Here is a 16,443-nt window from a genome sequence, read left to right on the forward strand (position 1 = left end):
AGATGGAACAGCAGCATGCGGATTACTCGGCGCAGTCTATGGGAAAGCTCTTCTCCAATCGTCGCGGGGAGTGTGCACGGGGCCTTCGAAATGCTGGCTTCGGCCGATCCGGACGCCGTCGCCGTGATGTCCGGAGAGGGTCGGCTGACATACGCCGAGCTGGATGTCCTCGCCAACCGGCTGGCCCATCGGCTGGCCGAGTCGGGCGTGGGCCCGCAGTCGCACGTCGCGGTCCTGGCCGAACCATCGTTGTCGCTGGCCGTGGCGATCCTCGGGGTGCTGAAGGCCGGCGCGGCCTTCGTGCCGCTGGATGCCGGCTACCCGCCGCAACGGCTGGCGCATCTGCTCACCGACTCGGGCGCGGCGGTCGTCGTCGCCCAGCACGACCTGGTGGACAAGGTCCCCGCCGTCGGTGCGCGGCTGGTCTCGCTGGATCCGTCCTGGCAGACCCTGGCGGGCGCCCCGGCCGAGCGGCCGAGCGTCGACGTGCCGCTGGACGGCGTGGCGGCCGTCTACTACACCTCGGGCTCGACCGGGTCACCCAAGGGCGTGCTGATCACACACCGTGGGCTGATCAACCTGGCCGAGGCCGCCGCCGGCGAGTTCGGGCTCGAACCGGGCGACCGCTTCCTGCAACTGGCCTCGATCAGCTTCTCCGCCGCGCTGGAGGAGATCTTCCCGCCGCTGCTGTGCGGCGCGACGGTGGTCCTGGCGGGCTACCGGCAGGCCCTGCCGACGGTCGAGCACTTCCTCGACGTGCTCAAGACCCAGCAGATCAACGGCTTCGAGATCACCACCGCGTACTGGCACCAGCTCGTGGACGAGCTGGCCGCCACCGGCAGCGCCGTGCCGGACTCGGTCCGGTTCGTCGTGATCGGCGGCGACCGCGCCAAGGCCAAGCACGTGCTGGAATGGCGCAAGACCGAGATCCCGCTGATCAACGTGTACGGGCCCACCGAATCCACGGCCACCGCCAGCTACCACCACACGGCCAAGGAGTCGCCCCACGCCGACGGTCTGCTGCCCATCGGCCGGGCGATCGTAAACACGCAGTTGCACCTGCTGGACCAGGACATGGCGCCGGTACGCCCCGGCGACGTCGGCGAGCTCTACATCGGCGGCATCGCCCTGGCCCGCGGCTACCACGGCGCGCCGGCCAAGACCGCGGCGGCGTTCGTGCCGGACCCGTTCGGAGCTGTCGGCGGGCGCCTTTACCGCACCGGTGACCTGGCCCGCGCCCTGCCCGACGGGACAGTCGAGTTCGTCGGCCGCAGCGACAACCAGATCAAGCTGCGCGGGGTACGGATCGAGCCGGCCGAAGTCGAGGTCGCGCTGCAGCGGCACCCGAAGGTCCGTCAGGCGCTGGTCACCATCTCGGCCGACGACGAACCCGAGGACCGGCACCTCGTGGCCTACCTGACCGCCGCCGACGCCGTCACGGACGCCCAACTGCGCGAACATCTGGCATCGATCCTGCCCGCCCACTCCATCCCCACGGTCTTCCTGACCCTCGACCAGATCCCGCTGACCCCCAACGGGAAGGTCGACCGCCGGGCACTGCCACCGGTGACGGCCTCGCGCGCTCGGCCGGACACCCCCTTCGTCGTCCCGCGACCCGGCACCGAGGCAGAGCTCGCCTCGCTCTGGCGCGACGTCCTGAAACTGGACCGGGTCGGCAGCCGCGACGACTTCTTCGCGCTGGGCGGCAACTCGCTGCAGGCGGTGCGCATCGTCTCGATGGCCCGGCGCCGGTTCGAGGTCGGGCTGCTGCCCACCGATCTGCTGCAGGAGCCCACCGTCGCGGCCTTCGCCACGCGGATCGACGAACTGCGAGGCGAGCGGGCCGCCGACGGCACCGATGGTGTGCCCGACTGGGCCGCCTGGCGGGAACGGCGCCGGCAGGTCGAGCAGCAGCTGCGCGAGAAGACCGGCCAGGCCGGTGCCGGCCCGATCGCCGTGTCGCAGCAGAGCCTGTGGATGCTGAGCAAGTTCATGCCGCGCATCCCGCTCTACAACGAGGCGTGGCAGTGCCACCTGCGCGGCGTGCTGGACCTGTCCGCGCTCCGGCGGGCGCTGTCGGCGATCGCCGACCGGCACGAGACCCTGCGCACCCGCTTCGCGATGGTCGGCGGGCAGCCCGTCCAGGTCGTCGACGACCAGTTCGACCTCCAGGTCGAACACCGCGACCTGTCCGCGGTCGAACCCGGCCGACGACTCGAGGTCGCCTACGCCGAACGCGACGAGCTGATCCTCGCCCCGCTGGACCCGGCCAAACCGCCGCTGGCGAAGGCATGGCTGTACCAGCTCGCCGCCGACGACCACCTGGCCGTGTTCGTCATGCACCACATCGTCTTCGACGGCATCTCCAAAGAGGTCTTCCTCGACGAGCTGGTCGCGCTGTACGAGGCGTACCGCACCGGCGCCGATCCGGCGCTGCCCGCCCTGCCGCTCAACTACGGCGAGTTCGCGCTCTGGCAGCGCTCGCACCTCGGCGGCGCCACCCAGGACCGGCTGGTCGACTACTGGCGCCGCCGGCTCGCCGACCCGCCACCACCGCTTCCGCTGCCCGTGGACCGGCCCGCTCCCGCGAGCCAGGACTACGCCGGTGCCAAGATCGTCGTGCCGCTGCCGTCGGAACTGCGCGACCAGGTGATCGCACTGGCCCGCGCGGAGAGCGTGACCCCGTACATGGTCCTGCTCACCGCCCTGTACGGCCAGTTGCGCGGCAGCACCGGGTGCGACGACCTGTGCGTCGGATCGCCACTGGCCAACCGGACGCAACCCGGCCTCGATGCGCTGATCGGGTGCTTCATCAACTCCATCGCGCTGCGGGTCACGGTCGCCGGGGACCTGACCTACCGCCAGGCCCTGGCCCGGGTACGCGCCACCTGCCTCGACGCCATCGACCACCAGGAGCTTCCGTTCGACAAGCTCGTGGAGGAGCTGCGGCCCCAGCGGCACGCCGGCCGCAGCCCGTACTTCCAGGTGTGGTTCGCGATGTCCGACGACACCCTGCTGCGACGGCAGGCACCGGGCCTGACGGTCGACGGGTTCGACGACCTGTCCACCGCCCTGTCCAACGGCATGGCGAAGCTCGATCTCAACTGGATCGTGGTGGACCGCGGTGACCACTACGCGCTGTCGCTGGCCTACCGCACCAGCCTTTTCGACGAAGGAACCGCCCGAGCGATGGTGAACCAGTACTCCGAGACGCTGACCGAACTCCTCCGCGACCCCGACGCGACCCTGTCCGGGCACTCTGCCACCGCCCCGGCCGACGGGCCGTCGGTGCCGGAGCAGCTGCTGGCCATCTGGCGCGAGGCCTTCGAAGTCGACGACATCGGTGTCGACGACGACTTCTTCGAGCTCGGCGGATATTCGATGCTCGCGGTGCAGGTGGTCACCCGCATCCAGGAGCAGTTCGGCGTCGAGATCTCGTTCGTGGACTTCTTCGAGACGTCGAGCATCACCGAGATCACGAAATTGATCGACGAAGGTCGCACGGCGGGGGTCTGACCGCCCGGCCACAGATCCCCCCGCCGGTCCTGGCGTGCAGCGTTGGAGGAGTCAGCACAGTGTTTGTCATCGAGTTGTCAGACGACGACCGTCGGCAGGTGGACGGTCTGCTGGACGAGGTCATGGGCTCGTGTGCCTCGGTCGAGGCCGCCGGCCTGCTCGACGATCTCACCGTCGTGGGGCAGGAGATGCCCCGCGAAGTCCGGCGGCAGGCCAACCGGTTCCGGCTGCACGAGCCGTCGGGCGGCTGTCTGTTCACCGGCTTCCGGGTGGGCGACGACCGCATCGGGCCGACGCCCGCGGCGTGGAACGGCGCGGCCGAAGGCCCCCGTTCCACCCTGCGCGAAGACCTCTACCTGCTGCTGTGCGGCTCGCTGCTCGGCGACCCGATCGCCTGGGCGACCCAGCAGGAGGGACGGCTCGTCCACGACGTGATCCCGATCAAGGGACATGAGCACGAACAGATCAACTCCTCGACGTCGGCGCCGCTGTGGTGGCACACCGAGGACGCGTTCCACCCGTACCGGGCCGACTACGTCGGGCTGATGTGCCTGCGCAACCCGGACGGCGCCGAGACGACGCTCGCCCAGTTCGACGACCTGGACCTGGATCCCGAACGGGCGGCGGTCCTGGGCGAGCCCCGTTTCACGATCCGCCCCGACGAGTCGCACCTGCCGAAGAACCGCAGTGACACCGAGCTGGACGCGCCCGCCGACCTGATCGAGCGCAGCCTGGCCCGGATCGAGCGGCTGAACGCCACGCCGGAGCGCAACGCGGTGCTGTTCGGCGACCCGCGCCGCCCGTACGGGCGGCTGGACCCGTACTTCATGGACCAGGAACTGCTCGACGCGGCCGCCGCGGACGCGTTCGACGCGCTGGTCAAGCAGATCGACGACAAGATCGGCAGCGTCGTCCTCACCCCGGGTGACGTGATCTTCATCGACAACTACAAGGCGGTACACGGGCGCAAGCCCTACGCCGCCCGTTTCGACGGCGCCGATCGATGGCTTCGGCGGATCAACATCGCACGCGACCTGCGCAAGTCCAGGGACGCGCGGACCGGGCCGGCCGCCCGGGTCATCTTCTGAGCCGAGGAGGAAGCGCCATGATGAAGTACAGGCTCGCGGTCCCCGGGCCGACACCACTGCCGCCCGAGGTCGTGGCCGCCGCGACCATTCCGATGGAGGACGAGCGGACCCACAGCTACGCCGCCATCTTCACCAGGGTGGTCGACAACCTGAAGCGCACCCTGCTGACCGACAACGACCTGCTGCTGTTCGCCTCCAGCATGACCGGCGCGTTCGAGGGCGCGGTGCAGAATCTGTGCTCACCCGGCGACCGGGTCCTCGTGGTCAACAACGGGGCGTTCGGGCAGCGCTGGGTCGAGCTGGCCACGACGTTCGGGCTCGACGTGGTCGAGGTCGCCGAGCAGTGGGGCAGGCCGGTGGACATGCGCCGGGTCGCCGAGGCCGTCGCGGCGACGCCGGACCTGGTGGCGGCCATCGCGGTGCACTGCGAGACCTCCACCGCCACGGTCAACGACATGCGCGGCTTCGGCGAGGCCACGCGCACGATCGTGAGCGTGGTCGACACGGCCTCCGGTGTCGGGGCCTGCGAGCTGCGTACCGACGACTGGGGCCTGGACGTCGTCGTCGCGGGCTGCCAGAAGGCCCTGATGACACCGCCAGGCCTGGCCTTCGCCAGCATCAGCCCCCGCGCCTGGCTCCTGCACGAGCGCGCCACGCTGCCCCGGTACTACTTCGACTGGGACCGGACCCGCGACGCGCTGCGCGCCGACATCGCCCGTACGCCCTGGACCCCCGCGGTGTCGCTGATCAACCAGCTCGACGTCGCGCTGCGCCGCCTGCACGACGAGGGCATCGAGCACGTGTTCGCCCGCCACGTGCGGCTCGGCCGGATGGTCCGGGCCGGGGTGCTGGGCATGGGCCTGGACCTGCTGTCGGCCGACGATGACCGCAACGCCGCGGTCACCGCGGTCACCCTGCCTCCCGGCCTCGACGCGCGGGCACTGGTCGACCACCTGCTCGACGAGTACGGCGTACAGATCGTCGACAGCGGCGGCCCGCTGGCGGCCCGGGTCGTCCGGATCGGGCACTGCGGCTACGTGGACATCCTCGACGCGGTCGCCATCCTGAGCGCATTCGGGCTCGCACTGCGTGACCTCGGCTGCGCCGTCGACGTCGGCGGCGGCGTGGCGGCGGCACTGGCCGTGGCGGCGGCACCCCGCGACGACGACCGCCGCGCCCCGGTGCGCACGGACCAGCTACGTCTCAGCCCGCGCGACCGCGCCGACCGCGCCGACGCGTACGAACTCGTGAGGGGACATCGATGACCGCGCTGCACCTCACCACGACCACCCAGGTCGTGCCCGGCCCCCGCAAGCACCGCGAGACCGTCGGGATCGAACCGGTCCTGGTCGCCGCGTTCCTTGCCGTGCTACACCGGTTCACCGCGCAGGCCCGGATCGCCGCCGACTGCCGGTCCGCCGACGGCGACACCTGGACCGTCACCGCCGACTTCGACGACCTTGCCACCTTCGGCGAGCTGGCCGACACGGTGGCCGCGCAGCTGCTCGGGCTGGGGCCGGACGGGCTCAGCGAGTGTGGGTACGACGCGGCGCCAGGCGGATTCGTCCTCGCGCCCGACGTGGCGACCGGCGGGTGGCCCTACCGGGTCACCGGCACCGGCGCGACCGACCCGCGCGTGGCGGCAGCCGTCGACGGCGCGTTCGCGGTGGCGGCGGCCCACAGTGCCGGGGCACGGCACCAGCCCGTCGCACAGCTGCGGCTCGCCGAGGACGAGGACCGGCTGCGGGCGCTCGGCTTCGGCGACGGCGCACCACCGCCCGCGCGGTGCGTCCACGAGCTCGTCGCCGAGCAGGCGTCCCGGAACCCCGAGGCGGTGGCGGTCAGCCGGGGCGCCGAGACCCTGACCTACGCCCAGCTGGACCAGCAGGCCGATACCCTGGCCGCCCGCCTGCGGGATCGCGGCGTGGGCGAGGGCGACGTGGTCGCGGTACTGCAGGGACGCTCGCCGTCCATCGTCGTCACCCTGCTGGGCATCCTCAAGGCGGGCGCGGCCTACCTGGTGCTCGACCCGCAGGACACGCCGGTCCGCCACGCCCGGCTGATCCACACCGCCGGCGCGCGGCTGGCGGTCGCCGAGAACGCGCTGCTGGACCTGGTACCCGAAGGTGTCCCAGCGCTCGACCTCGACGCCGCCGGGCAGGGGCAGTCCACCGCCGCTCCGGCGCCCGTCGGGCAGAACCCGGACACCCTGGCGTACGTCAGCTTCACCTCGGGCACCACCGGCGAGCCGCGTGGGGTGGGGGTGCCGCACCGGGCGATCTCCCGGCTGGTCCGCGACCCGAACTGGATCGACATCGCCGCCGCCGACGTCTTCCTGCTGTTGGCGCCGATCGCGTTCGACGCCTCCACGCTGGAGATCTGGGCGCCGCTGGTCAACGGCTGCCGCCTGGCGGTCGCCCCGGACGGTGTGCTCGAACTGGACCGGCTGGCCGACGTGCTCAAGCAGGAGGCCGTCAGCGTCCTGTGGCTCACCGCAGGACTGTTCCACCAGCTGGCGGCCACGCGGCTGGACGCGTTCGGCGGCATCCGGCACCTGGTGGCCGGGGGCGACGTCATCTCGCCCGGACACCTGGAACGGCTGCTGCAGGCCCACCCGCGCCTGGTCTTCACCAACGGGTACGGGCCGACGGAGAACACCACGTTCACCACGTGCTGGACCACGACCGCGGCCCCGGCGTCCGGTCCGGTGCCCATCGGGCACCCGATCACCGGCACCCGGGTCGCCGTCCTCGACACGGCGCTGCGGCCGGTCCCGACCGGCTGCTGGGGCGAGCTCTACGCCGCAGGCGACGGCCTGGCCCGCGGCTACGTGAACTCCGCGCAGGCGACGGCCGACAGGTTCCTCCCCGACACGTTCTCCGGCCGGCCCGGCGCCCGGATGTACCGCACCGGCGACCTGGCGCGGTGGTCGGCCGACGGCGTGCTGGAGTTCCTCGGCCGGGTCGACAACCAGCTGAAGATCCAGGGCTTCCGGGTGGAGCCGAACCATGTCGAAGCCGAACTGACCCGCCTGCCCGAGGTCCTCGCCGCCGCCGTGGTCGCCCAATCGGACGACGCGGGGGGCAAGCGGCTGCTCGCCTACGTCGTCGTCGCCGAGCAGACCGGCACCGACGACGAGGGCCTGGGCGTACGGCTGCGCGAGCGGCTACGGCAGACGCTGCCCCCGTACGCCGTGCCGTGGGCGATCGTCGTCCTCGACGAGCTACCGCTCACCGCCAACGGCAAAGTCGACCGCCGGGCCCTGCCCGTCGCCTCACGCATGCCGCGCAACGTCGGCAACGACTTCGTCGAACCCCGCGACACGGTCGAGCGCCGCCTGGCGGCGCTGTGGGGCGAGGTCCTCGGGGTCGAACCGATCGGCGCCGACGACGACTTCTTCGACATGGGCGGGCATTCCCTGCTCGCGGCCGAGCTGCTGGGAACTCTCAAGGAAGGGTTCGGCGTGGACGTCCCCGCGCGCGTGCTCTACCTGCAGCCGACCATCGCCGAACTCGCCCAGCACCTGCGGGACTAGACCATCTCAGCGCGACGGAAGGAGAAGGCGCCATGAAGATGGCGACGGGCTGCCCCGTGTCGGGGGCGTTGCCGGATCTGACGGACCCGATGCTCTACAGCGACGGCGACCCGCACGACATCTTCCGCCGGTTGCGGCGGCACGAGCCGGTCAGCTGGCAGGACACCGCGCACGGCCCCGGCTTCTGGTCGGTCACCACCTATCACGACGCCGACCTGGTCCTGCGCGACCACAGCATCTTCACCTCCGAGCGCGGCACGCTGTTGAACATCCTCGGCACCGACGATCCGGCCGGGGGCAAGCAGATGGCCGTGACCGATCCGCCCAGGCACACCCGCATGCGGGAGCCGCTGCAGCGGGCGCTGTCGATCAAGGCGGTGGAGCGGCACCGGGAGAGCATCCGCGAGAAGGTCGTCGGGCTGATCGAGCCGCTGTACGACGGCGGGGTCTTCGACTTCGCCGAGGCGATGGTGGCCATGCCCATGGCCGTCACCGGAACGCTCATGGGTCTGCCGCCGACCGACTGGTCCCGCCTGACCACGCTGACGACCTCGGCGATCGCGCCCGACGACCCCGAATACACGCTGCCCGCCGGCCCGCAGGCCACCCTGGAGACCGCCCACCGGGAGCTGTTCGCCTACTTCCAGGACATCGTCCACCAGCGCCGCAAGGCACCCGGAGACGACCTGATCAGCTTCCTCATGGAGATCGACCTGGACGGTCGGCGCATGTCGCTGGGCGAGATCATGTCGAACTGCTACAGCCTCCTGCTCGGTGCCAACGTGACCACGCCGCACGTGGCCAGCGCGGCGATGTCCACGCAGACCGCGACCGGCGTGTTCGAGGACTGGGCCGCCCATCCCGAACTGACGATCGGCGGCACCGAGGAGGCGCTGCGCTGGGCCTCACCGGCCAACCACTTCATGCGCTACGCCGTACGCGACGTGACGATGCGGGACAAGAACATCAAGTCCGGTGACGCCGTCGTCGTCTGGCTGGGCTCGGCCAACCGCGACGAGGACGTCTTCGCCGACCCGTTCACCTTCGACATCCGCCGCAAACCCAACCGGCACATCGCGTTCGGCATCGGACCCCACTACTGCGTGGGGCACACCGTGGCCAAGGTGACGCTGCGGCTGCTCTTCGGCGAGCTGCTCAGCAGGTTCAGCGACTTCGACCTGGCCGGTGAGCCGCAGCGGCTGCGCTCGAACTTCGTGGCCGGATACAAGCACCTGCCCATCGTCGCCAAGGTCCGGCCCGTGGCCGGTCCCGTCGCCTACTAGCCCTTCTCACCCAGGAGCGACACGATGTCGAGCACCGGCAAGCGCAGCAGCACCAAGTGGCTGCTGCGCGATCCGAGCCCGGACGCGCAGGTCCGGCTCTTCTGCATCCCCTACTCCGGCTGCGGTGCCAGCATGTACCGCCAGTGGCCGCAGTTCGTCGGGGACATCGAGATCTGCCCGGTGCAGCTGCCGGGCCGCGAGAACCGGCTACGGGAGACCGCGCACGCCACGTACCAGGCGATGGGCGACGACCTGGCCGACGCGCTGCTGCCGTATCTGGACCGCCCGTACGGGCTGTTCGGGCACTGCGGCTCGGCGCTGGGGGCGTACGAGACCGCCGTGCGCATCGCCGAGCGCGGCTACCCGAACCCGGCCCGCGTGTTCGTCTCGTCGCAGGTCGCGCCACATGACGGCCCGTGCGGGCGGTTCCTGGGCATGACCGACGCCGAACTGCTCGACGAGCTGCGCGTGCTCACCACCAAGCTTGGCGGCACGCCGGTGCAGAGCCTGCTCGAACTGCAGCTCGGGGTGTTGGTGGCCGACATCGACGCCAACAAGCTCTACCACGTCGCCGAACCGGCGCGGCTGCCTGGCCCGCTCACCGCCATCGGCTGGACCCGCGACGTCGAGGTGCTGCACACGACCATGACCGGCTGGCCGGTATGCGGCGACACCACCTACGAACTGCTCGACGGCGAGCACTACACCTTCACCGAGGCGCCACCCGCGCTGCTGGACGTGTTCGCGGCCGGACTGGCCACGCCCGCGACGGCCGACGGTCAGGCCGTCGCCGCGGTGTCGGCACCATGACGGTGAGCCCGCCCGCCGCCGCCACGCCGACCGGCTGCCCGTACACCGCCGCGTCGGCGCCTCGGGTGGACTTCGACAGCCACGACCCCGGGCACGCGCAGGACCCCTTCGCCGCCCTCACCCGGCTGCGCGAGGACCGCCCGGTGTCGTGGAGCACGGCCTGGGACGGCTTCTGGGTGGTGACCGGGCATGCCGACGTCAGCCGGATCACCCGCGACCGCAAGTTCCACACCGGCTACCGGCGACCTGACGGCGGCTTCCAGGGCATCAGCATCCCGGCCATCGGTCAGACCGGCCGGTTGGTCCCACTGGAGCTCAACGTGCCGGAGTCACTGCGATACCGCAAACTCCTGGCCGCCTTCTACTCCCCGAACCGGGTCGCCGAGCGGGCGGAGGAGTTCCGGCGGCTGGCCGACGAGTGCCTGGACGAGGTCATCGAGCTGGGTTACTGCGATCTTGTCCACGCCCTCACCGAACGCATGGCCAGCAGGTTGACCCTGCGCGACATCGGCCTGCCCGAGCACCAGTGGGCGGAGGTCGACGCCGCGCTGGAACGGGCGCTGCTCAACGCGCCGCACGACCCCGACACCGCGCGCAAGGCGGCCCAGGAGCTGTGCCTGATGATCGTCGACGGGATGGAGGAGTGCCGCGACGGCGGCGGTTCCGGGCTCATCTCCGTGCTGCTCGACACCGTTGTGGACGGCGAGCCGGTCCCGGACGAGGCGATCGTGTCCATGATGTACACCCTGCTGATCGGCATCCACCCGACGTCCTGCCTGGTATCGACCTCGCTGTGGCACCTGGCCCGCGACCGGGAACTCAGGCGGCGGCTCACCGCCGACCCCGGGCTCGTCCACCGGGCCGCCGACGAGTTCCTGCGCTGGGTGTCGCCGATCCCGTCCACGGTGCGCACCGTCGCCGAGGATGTCCGGCTCGGCGACGGTGACCTGCGCGCAGGGGAGCGGGTGTTCGTCTCCTGGGCCGCGGCGAACCGGGACGACTCGGTCTTCCCCGACGCCGCGCGCCTGGACGTCGACCGCGACGCCGGCGCGCATCTCTCCTTCGGCGGCGGATCCCATTACTGTGTCGGGGCCGGCGCGGTACGGGCCATGTTCAGTGCGATGGTGGCAGCGGTGCTGGCGCGGATGCCGGACTTCGAGCTGGCCGATGCCGACGCCGTCACGTGGTTCCCCGACGTCAGCTTCGCCTATGGGGTCACCTCGCTTCCGGTGGTGTTCACCCCGGCGCCCCGAGCGCGAACCAGAGGAGGGCGACAGTGGAGGTCGTGACCCGGACCGCGGCGGATCGCTGGCTGCGCCGCTACCACCGCGGTGGGACGGCGCGGCTGCGGCTCTACTGCCTCCACTTCGCCGGCGGCACCGCGTCGATGTTCCGCGACTGGCCGGCGCTGCTGCCGTCCTACGTCGGGGTGGAGGCGTTCGTGCTTCCCGGCCGGGAAGGGCGGTTCCGGGAACCCGCGCTCGAACGCATGGACGCCCTCGTCGACGGGCTAATCGGCGCGCTGCGCCCGCAGCTGGACACCCCGTATGCGCTGTTCGGCTACAGCTTCGGCGCCCAGGTGTCGTTCAACCTCACCCACGCGCTGCGCGACGCGGGGCTGCCGCAGCCGCAGGCCCTGTTCGTCGGCGCCAGCGCCGGGCCGAGCGAACTGGGCTACATCCCCGGCGTGGACGAGACCGACGACGACCTGGTCGCCTACATGCGGTCCCTGGGCGGCACCTCATCGGAGGTGCTGGACAATCCCGACCTGCTGGACCTGGTGCTGCCCGCGCTGCGCGCGGACCTGAGGACGATCGCCACCCTGCCGTACGCGCCCCGACCGAAGCTGTCCATCCCGATCCACGCGTTCTCCGGCGCGGCCGACCCCACCACCGCCTGCCCGCCGCTGATGGCCGCGTGGCAGCGGGAGACGACCGGCTCGTTCCGGCAGACCGTCTACCCGGGCGGGCACTTCTTCATCGACGACGTGCTGCCCGAGCTGACGGCCGCCCTCGGCAGCGACCTGGACGAACTGACGGGCCGATGGGAGGCGGCGCGATGAGCGTCCCGCTGCGCCTGCAGGACGCGCGCCGCCTGGCCATCAGCTGCCAGCACCTGGACGGCCCGGTGCCGTCGCTCGGCCAGGGGTTGCGGGAGGTCCTGCGGACGCTGCGCTGCCTGCAGCTCGACCCGATCGACGTGGTGGCGCCCAGCCACCGGCTCGTCCTCTGGAGCAGGCTGGGCGCGTACGACGAGCAGGAGCTGGCGAACCTGCGCTGGAAGGAACGCTGGCTGTTCGACTACTGGGCGCACGCTGCCTCGATCGTGCTGAGCGAGGACTACCAGCTGCACCACGGCATGATGCGCCGGTACCCCGACGCCGCACAGTCGGTGTCCATGGCGCGGATCGACGACTGGCTGCGGGCCAACACCGATCTGCGCGACGCCGTCCTCCGGCGGCTGGCCGACGCGGGGCCGCAGCCCACGGACGGCTTCGACGCTCAGGCCGCCGTCGCTTGGGAGGGCGGGGGCTGGTCGGCGGGTCGCACCGTGGAACGCATGCTCGACATCCTGTGGAACCAGGGCCTCGTCCTGGTGGCCGGTCGTACCGGCAAGAAGCGACTGTGGGACCTCGCGGATCGCTGCCTGCCCGACCGGTTGGACCGGACCCCGCTGCCCGACGCGGAGATCGTGTCCCGCGCGGCGGAGCACGCCCTGCGCGCGCTGGGAGTCGGCCGCCGGCGGGACATCGAACTTCACTTCATCCGATCTCGCTACCCCGGGCTGCGCGACATCGTCGCCGGCCTGGTCGCGGCGGGACGCTTCGTACCGGTCGCGCTGGAAGGGGCCGCCGCCGACGAGCGGTGGTACGTGCACACCGACCGGATGCCGCTGCTCGACCGGATCGTGGACGGCGACTGGAGCGGCCGCACGACGCTGCTGTCCCCGTTCGACAACCTGATCTGCGACCGGGACCGCACGGCCCGGTTGTGGGACTTCGCGTTCCGCACCGAGATGTACGTCCCGGCCGCCAAACGCGAGTACGGCTACTACGTCCTGCCGATCCTGGACGGCGACCGGCTGATCGGCCGCGTCGCGCCCCGCCTCGACCGGCGGCGCGGCGTGCTCGAACTCGAAGGCGTCTACGCCGAACCGGATGCCCCGGCCACGCGGGCCGCCGCCGAGCGGGTCGCCCAGGCGATCACCGGCCTCGCGGCCTTCGTCGGCGCCCGGCGCATCGAGCACCACGACCGCCTACCGGCCGGCTGGCGGGAACACCTCGTGCCAGCCCTCGATGGGGACGGCTGAACGTCCAGGCAGGAGCGCGAGCCCGATGCGGATCCACTTCGCGACCTCGGAAGTGTTCCCGTTCGTCAAGGTCGGCGGCCTGGGCGACGTGGCCCAGGCACTGCCCAAGAGCCTGGCCCGCCGCGGCCACCGGGTGGACCTGTTCCTGCCCCGGTACACCGGCCTGCCCGCCGGGCGCGCGGTGGCCCGGCTGGAAGTCGCCGCCGGCACCACCAAGGCCCGGTTCGAGGTCGCCGACCAGGGCGACCACGACGGCGTACGGTACTTCACCGTCGGCACCGCCGAGCAGACCACCTGGGAGCGGCCCGAGGGGTACGTCGAGAAGAACCTCGCCTCCTTCGTCCTGTTCTCCCGGGCCCTGGCCCAGCTCGCGGTCAGCCCCGGTTGGCGACCCGACGCCGTGCACTGCAACGACTGGCACGTCGGACACCTCCCCGCCCACCTGCGCAGACTCGACGCGCCATGCCGCACCGTGCTCACCATCCACAACCTGGCCTACCAGGGCCTGTTCCCGCACAGCGTGGCCGACCGGCTCGGGCTGACCGGGTACGGCGCCGGGAACCTGCTCGCCCAGGGCATCACGCACGCCGACGCGGTCACCACCGTCAGCGACCGCTACCGCGACGAGACCCTGTCCCCGCTGCACGGCTGCGGACTGGACGGCCTGCTGCGCAGCCGCGGCGAGGACTACACCGGCGTGCTCAATGGCGTGGACTACGACCACTTCCATCCCGGCACCGACCCGCACCTGCCCACCCGCTACGACGTGGGCGACATGGCGGGCAAGGCGGTATGCAAGGCCGAGCTGCAGCGCGCCAGTGGACTGCCCGTCACGCCGGACCTGCCGCTCATCGCGTTCGTCGGTCGCCTGGTCAAGCAGAAGGGCGTGGAGCTGCTCCTGGACAGCATCGACGAGCTGGCCACCCTCGACGCGCAGTTCGTGGTGGTCGGCACCGGCGAGCGGTTCGAGCGGGCCTTCACGCGGGCGGCGCGCTTCTACCCGAACGTGGCGTTCCATCCCGACAGCGCCGAGCCGGTCGCGCGGCGGGCGTACGCGGGCTCGGACCTGTTCCTGGCGCCCTCGGAGTTCGAACCCTGCGGCCTGGCCCCGCTGATCGCGCTGCGGTACGGGTCGGTGCCCGTGGTCCGGCGGGTCGGCGGCATGGCGCAGACGATCGCCGACACCGGCCTGGGCCTGTCGTTCACCGGCGCCCGGGAACGGCTGCTCGGCACCCTCTGGGACGGCATCGAGCGGTACCGGTGCGGCCAGAGCTGGGCCCGCCTGCGGGACCGGGCGATGCGGGCCCGGTTCACCTGGGACGAGGCCGCCGAACGGTACGAGCGGCTGTACCGGCCCGTGGAAACCGACCGTGAGAAGGAGCGGGTGCGATGAGCCTGATCCGGCGCAGCGGCCTGCTGCTGCACCCCACCAGCCTGCCGGGCCGCTACGGCATCGGCGAGTTCGGCCCGGCCGCCGTCGACTGGCTGGAATTCCTGGCCGGGGCCGAGCAGTCGGTCTGGCAGATGCTGCCGCTCAACCCGGTCAACAGGGTCGGCTGCCCCTACCAGTCGTACGCCGCCCTGGCGGGAAACCCGCTGCTCATCAGTGTGGACCGGCTGCTCGACGCGGGACTGCTCAGCCGAGCCGACCTGGCCGACATCCCGGACCTGTCCGACGGCCCGGTCGACTACGCGGCCGCGGCGGCGGTCAAGGACCGGCTGCTGACACGAGCGTTCGCGAACTTCACCCCGACCGCCGAAAGTGATCGGTTCGCAACCGAGCAGAGTTGGTGGCTCGACGACTACGCCCACTTCATGGCGCTGCGACGCCGACACGGTAAAGCCTGGACCGAGTGGCCCGCGGCGCTGGCCGTGCGCGTTCCCGACGCACTGGCCCGCTCGACCCACGAGCTCGCCCGCGAACTCGACTTCTTCCGGTTCGAGCAGTACCTGTTCGCCACCCACTACGCGCAGGTGCGCGACCGGGCGCGCGAACTCGGCATCGAGATCCTCGGCGACCTCGCCATGTACGTCAGCCCCAAGAGCGTCGACGTGTGGGCCCGGCCCGACCTGTTCCAGGTGGATGCCGCCGGACGGCCGACCGCGCTGGCGGGTTTCCCGCCGGACGCGTACAGCCGCGAGTCCCAGGTGTGGGGCAACGCCCTCTACCGCTGGGACGCGCTGGCGGCCGAGGACTACCGCTGGTGGGTCGACCGGTTCCGCCGGATGCAGGACCTGTGCGACAGCGTGCGCCTCGACCACTTCCACGGCTTCCACCGCTACTGGGCGGTGCCCGTGTCCCGCGACGCCGCCCGCGGCCGCTGGGAGGACGGCCCCGGCACCGACCTGTTCACCGCGGTCCGCAAGGAGCTGCCCGACCTCGACATGATCGCCGAGGACGTCGGGCCGATGTCGGCCGAGGTGCAGCGGATGCGCATCGACGCGGGCATCCCGGGCATGCGCCTGCTGCAGTTCGCGTTCTCCGGGGACGAGAACCAGTACCTGCCGCACCGCTACCCGGTCGACTGCGTCGCCTACACCGGCACCCACGACAACGACACCACCGCGGGCTGGTGGGACACCGCCACCGTCGACCACCGCGAGCGCGCGGAGCGCTACCTCGGCGGCGTCCCCGACGGGATCTGCTGGTCGGCCGCGCGGGCCGTCTTCGCCTCGGTGGCCTACCTCGCCGTACTGCCCGTGCAGGACGTTCTGCAGCTGGGCAGCGATGCCCGGATGAACACGCCGGGCCGGACCGAGGGCAACTGGCAGTGGCGCCTGGACCCGAGGTCGCTGACCCCGGGTGTCGAGTTCCGGCTGCGCCGCCTCACCGAGCTCTACGGCCGCGACCGGACGGCCGCTCAGCGGTACGCACCGGAGTTCACCGCCTGACGCCGCACCC

At 71.7% G+C, this 16,443-nt stretch carries 11 protein-coding genes; all 11 read left to right on the top strand.

Features of this window, described 5'->3' with window-relative positions; genetic code table 11:
- Window positions 1-90 precede the first annotated feature (90 nt).
- Genes KUA19_RS10310 through malQ form a run of 11 tightly spaced genes read left to right on the top strand, consistent with a single transcriptional unit; the run spans window position 91 to window position 16,433 of the window.
- On the top strand, window positions 91-3,516 hold the full coding sequence (locus tag KUA19_RS10310) for a non-ribosomal peptide synthetase (RefSeq protein ID WP_217395962.1): 3,426 nt from the start codon (window positions 91-93) through the stop codon (window positions 3,514-3,516).
- A 59-nt stretch (window positions 3,517-3,575) separates the two neighbouring features.
- Window positions 3,576-4,604 (top strand): guanitoxin biosynthesis L-enduracididine beta-hydroxylase GntD, encoded by a 1,029-nt coding sequence (gntD, locus tag KUA19_RS10315; RefSeq protein WP_217395963.1) that lies wholly within the window; start codon window positions 3,576-3,578, stop codon window positions 4,602-4,604.
- A gap of 17 nt (window positions 4,605-4,621) precedes the next feature.
- Window positions 4,622-5,869, top strand: coding sequence for a pyridoxal-phosphate-dependent aminotransferase family protein (locus tag KUA19_RS10320; RefSeq protein WP_217395964.1), 1,248 nt, complete (start codon window positions 4,622-4,624; stop codon window positions 5,867-5,869).
- Window positions 5,866-8,139 carry a non-ribosomal peptide synthetase gene (locus tag KUA19_RS10325; protein ID WP_217395965.1) on the top strand — a complete coding sequence of 758 codons (2,274 nt, stop codon included), beginning with the start codon at window positions 5,866-5,868 and terminating at the stop codon, window positions 8,137-8,139. Before KUA19_RS10320 ends, KUA19_RS10325 begins: the two co-directional genes overlap by 4 nt.
- Before the next feature lie 32 nt (window positions 8,140-8,171).
- Window positions 8,172-9,422 (top strand): cytochrome P450, encoded by a 1,251-nt coding sequence (locus KUA19_RS10330; protein WP_217395966.1) that lies wholly within the window; start codon window positions 8,172-8,174, stop codon window positions 9,420-9,422.
- A gap of 24 nt (window positions 9,423-9,446) precedes the next feature.
- Window positions 9,447-10,232 carry a thioesterase II family protein gene (locus KUA19_RS10335; RefSeq protein WP_217395967.1) on the top strand — a complete coding sequence of 262 codons (786 nt, stop codon included), beginning with the start codon at window positions 9,447-9,449 and terminating at the stop codon, window positions 10,230-10,232.
- Window positions 10,229-11,521, top strand: coding sequence for a cytochrome P450 (locus tag KUA19_RS10340; RefSeq protein ID WP_217395968.1), 1,293 nt, complete (start codon window positions 10,229-10,231; stop codon window positions 11,519-11,521). Before KUA19_RS10335 ends, KUA19_RS10340 begins: the two co-directional genes overlap by 4 nt.
- Window positions 11,518-12,294 (top strand): thioesterase II family protein, encoded by a 777-nt coding sequence (locus KUA19_RS10345; protein ID WP_217395969.1) that lies wholly within the window; start codon window positions 11,518-11,520, stop codon window positions 12,292-12,294. The genes KUA19_RS10340 and KUA19_RS10345 overlap by 4 nt, the downstream gene beginning before the upstream one ends.
- Complete coding sequence (locus KUA19_RS10350) at window positions 12,291-13,541, top strand: winged helix-turn-helix domain-containing protein (protein ID WP_217395970.1); 1,251 nt, start codon at window positions 12,291-12,293, stop codon at window positions 13,539-13,541. Before KUA19_RS10345 ends, KUA19_RS10350 begins: the two co-directional genes overlap by 4 nt.
- 25 nt (window positions 13,542-13,566) lie before the next feature.
- Entirely contained in the window at window positions 13,567-14,934 is a 1,368-nt protein-coding gene (locus KUA19_RS10355) for a glycogen synthase (protein WP_217395971.1), read from the top strand.
- Window positions 14,931-16,433, top strand: coding sequence for a 4-alpha-glucanotransferase (malQ, locus tag KUA19_RS10360; protein WP_217395972.1), 1,503 nt, complete (start codon window positions 14,931-14,933; stop codon window positions 16,431-16,433). The genes KUA19_RS10355 and malQ overlap by 4 nt, the downstream gene beginning before the upstream one ends.
- Window positions 16,434-16,443 lie beyond the last annotated feature (10 nt).

This window comes from Catellatospora tritici, from assembly GCF_019083965.1.
GTDB classification, from domain to species: Bacteria; Actinomycetota; Actinomycetes; order Mycobacteriales; family Micromonosporaceae; genus Catellatospora; species Catellatospora tritici.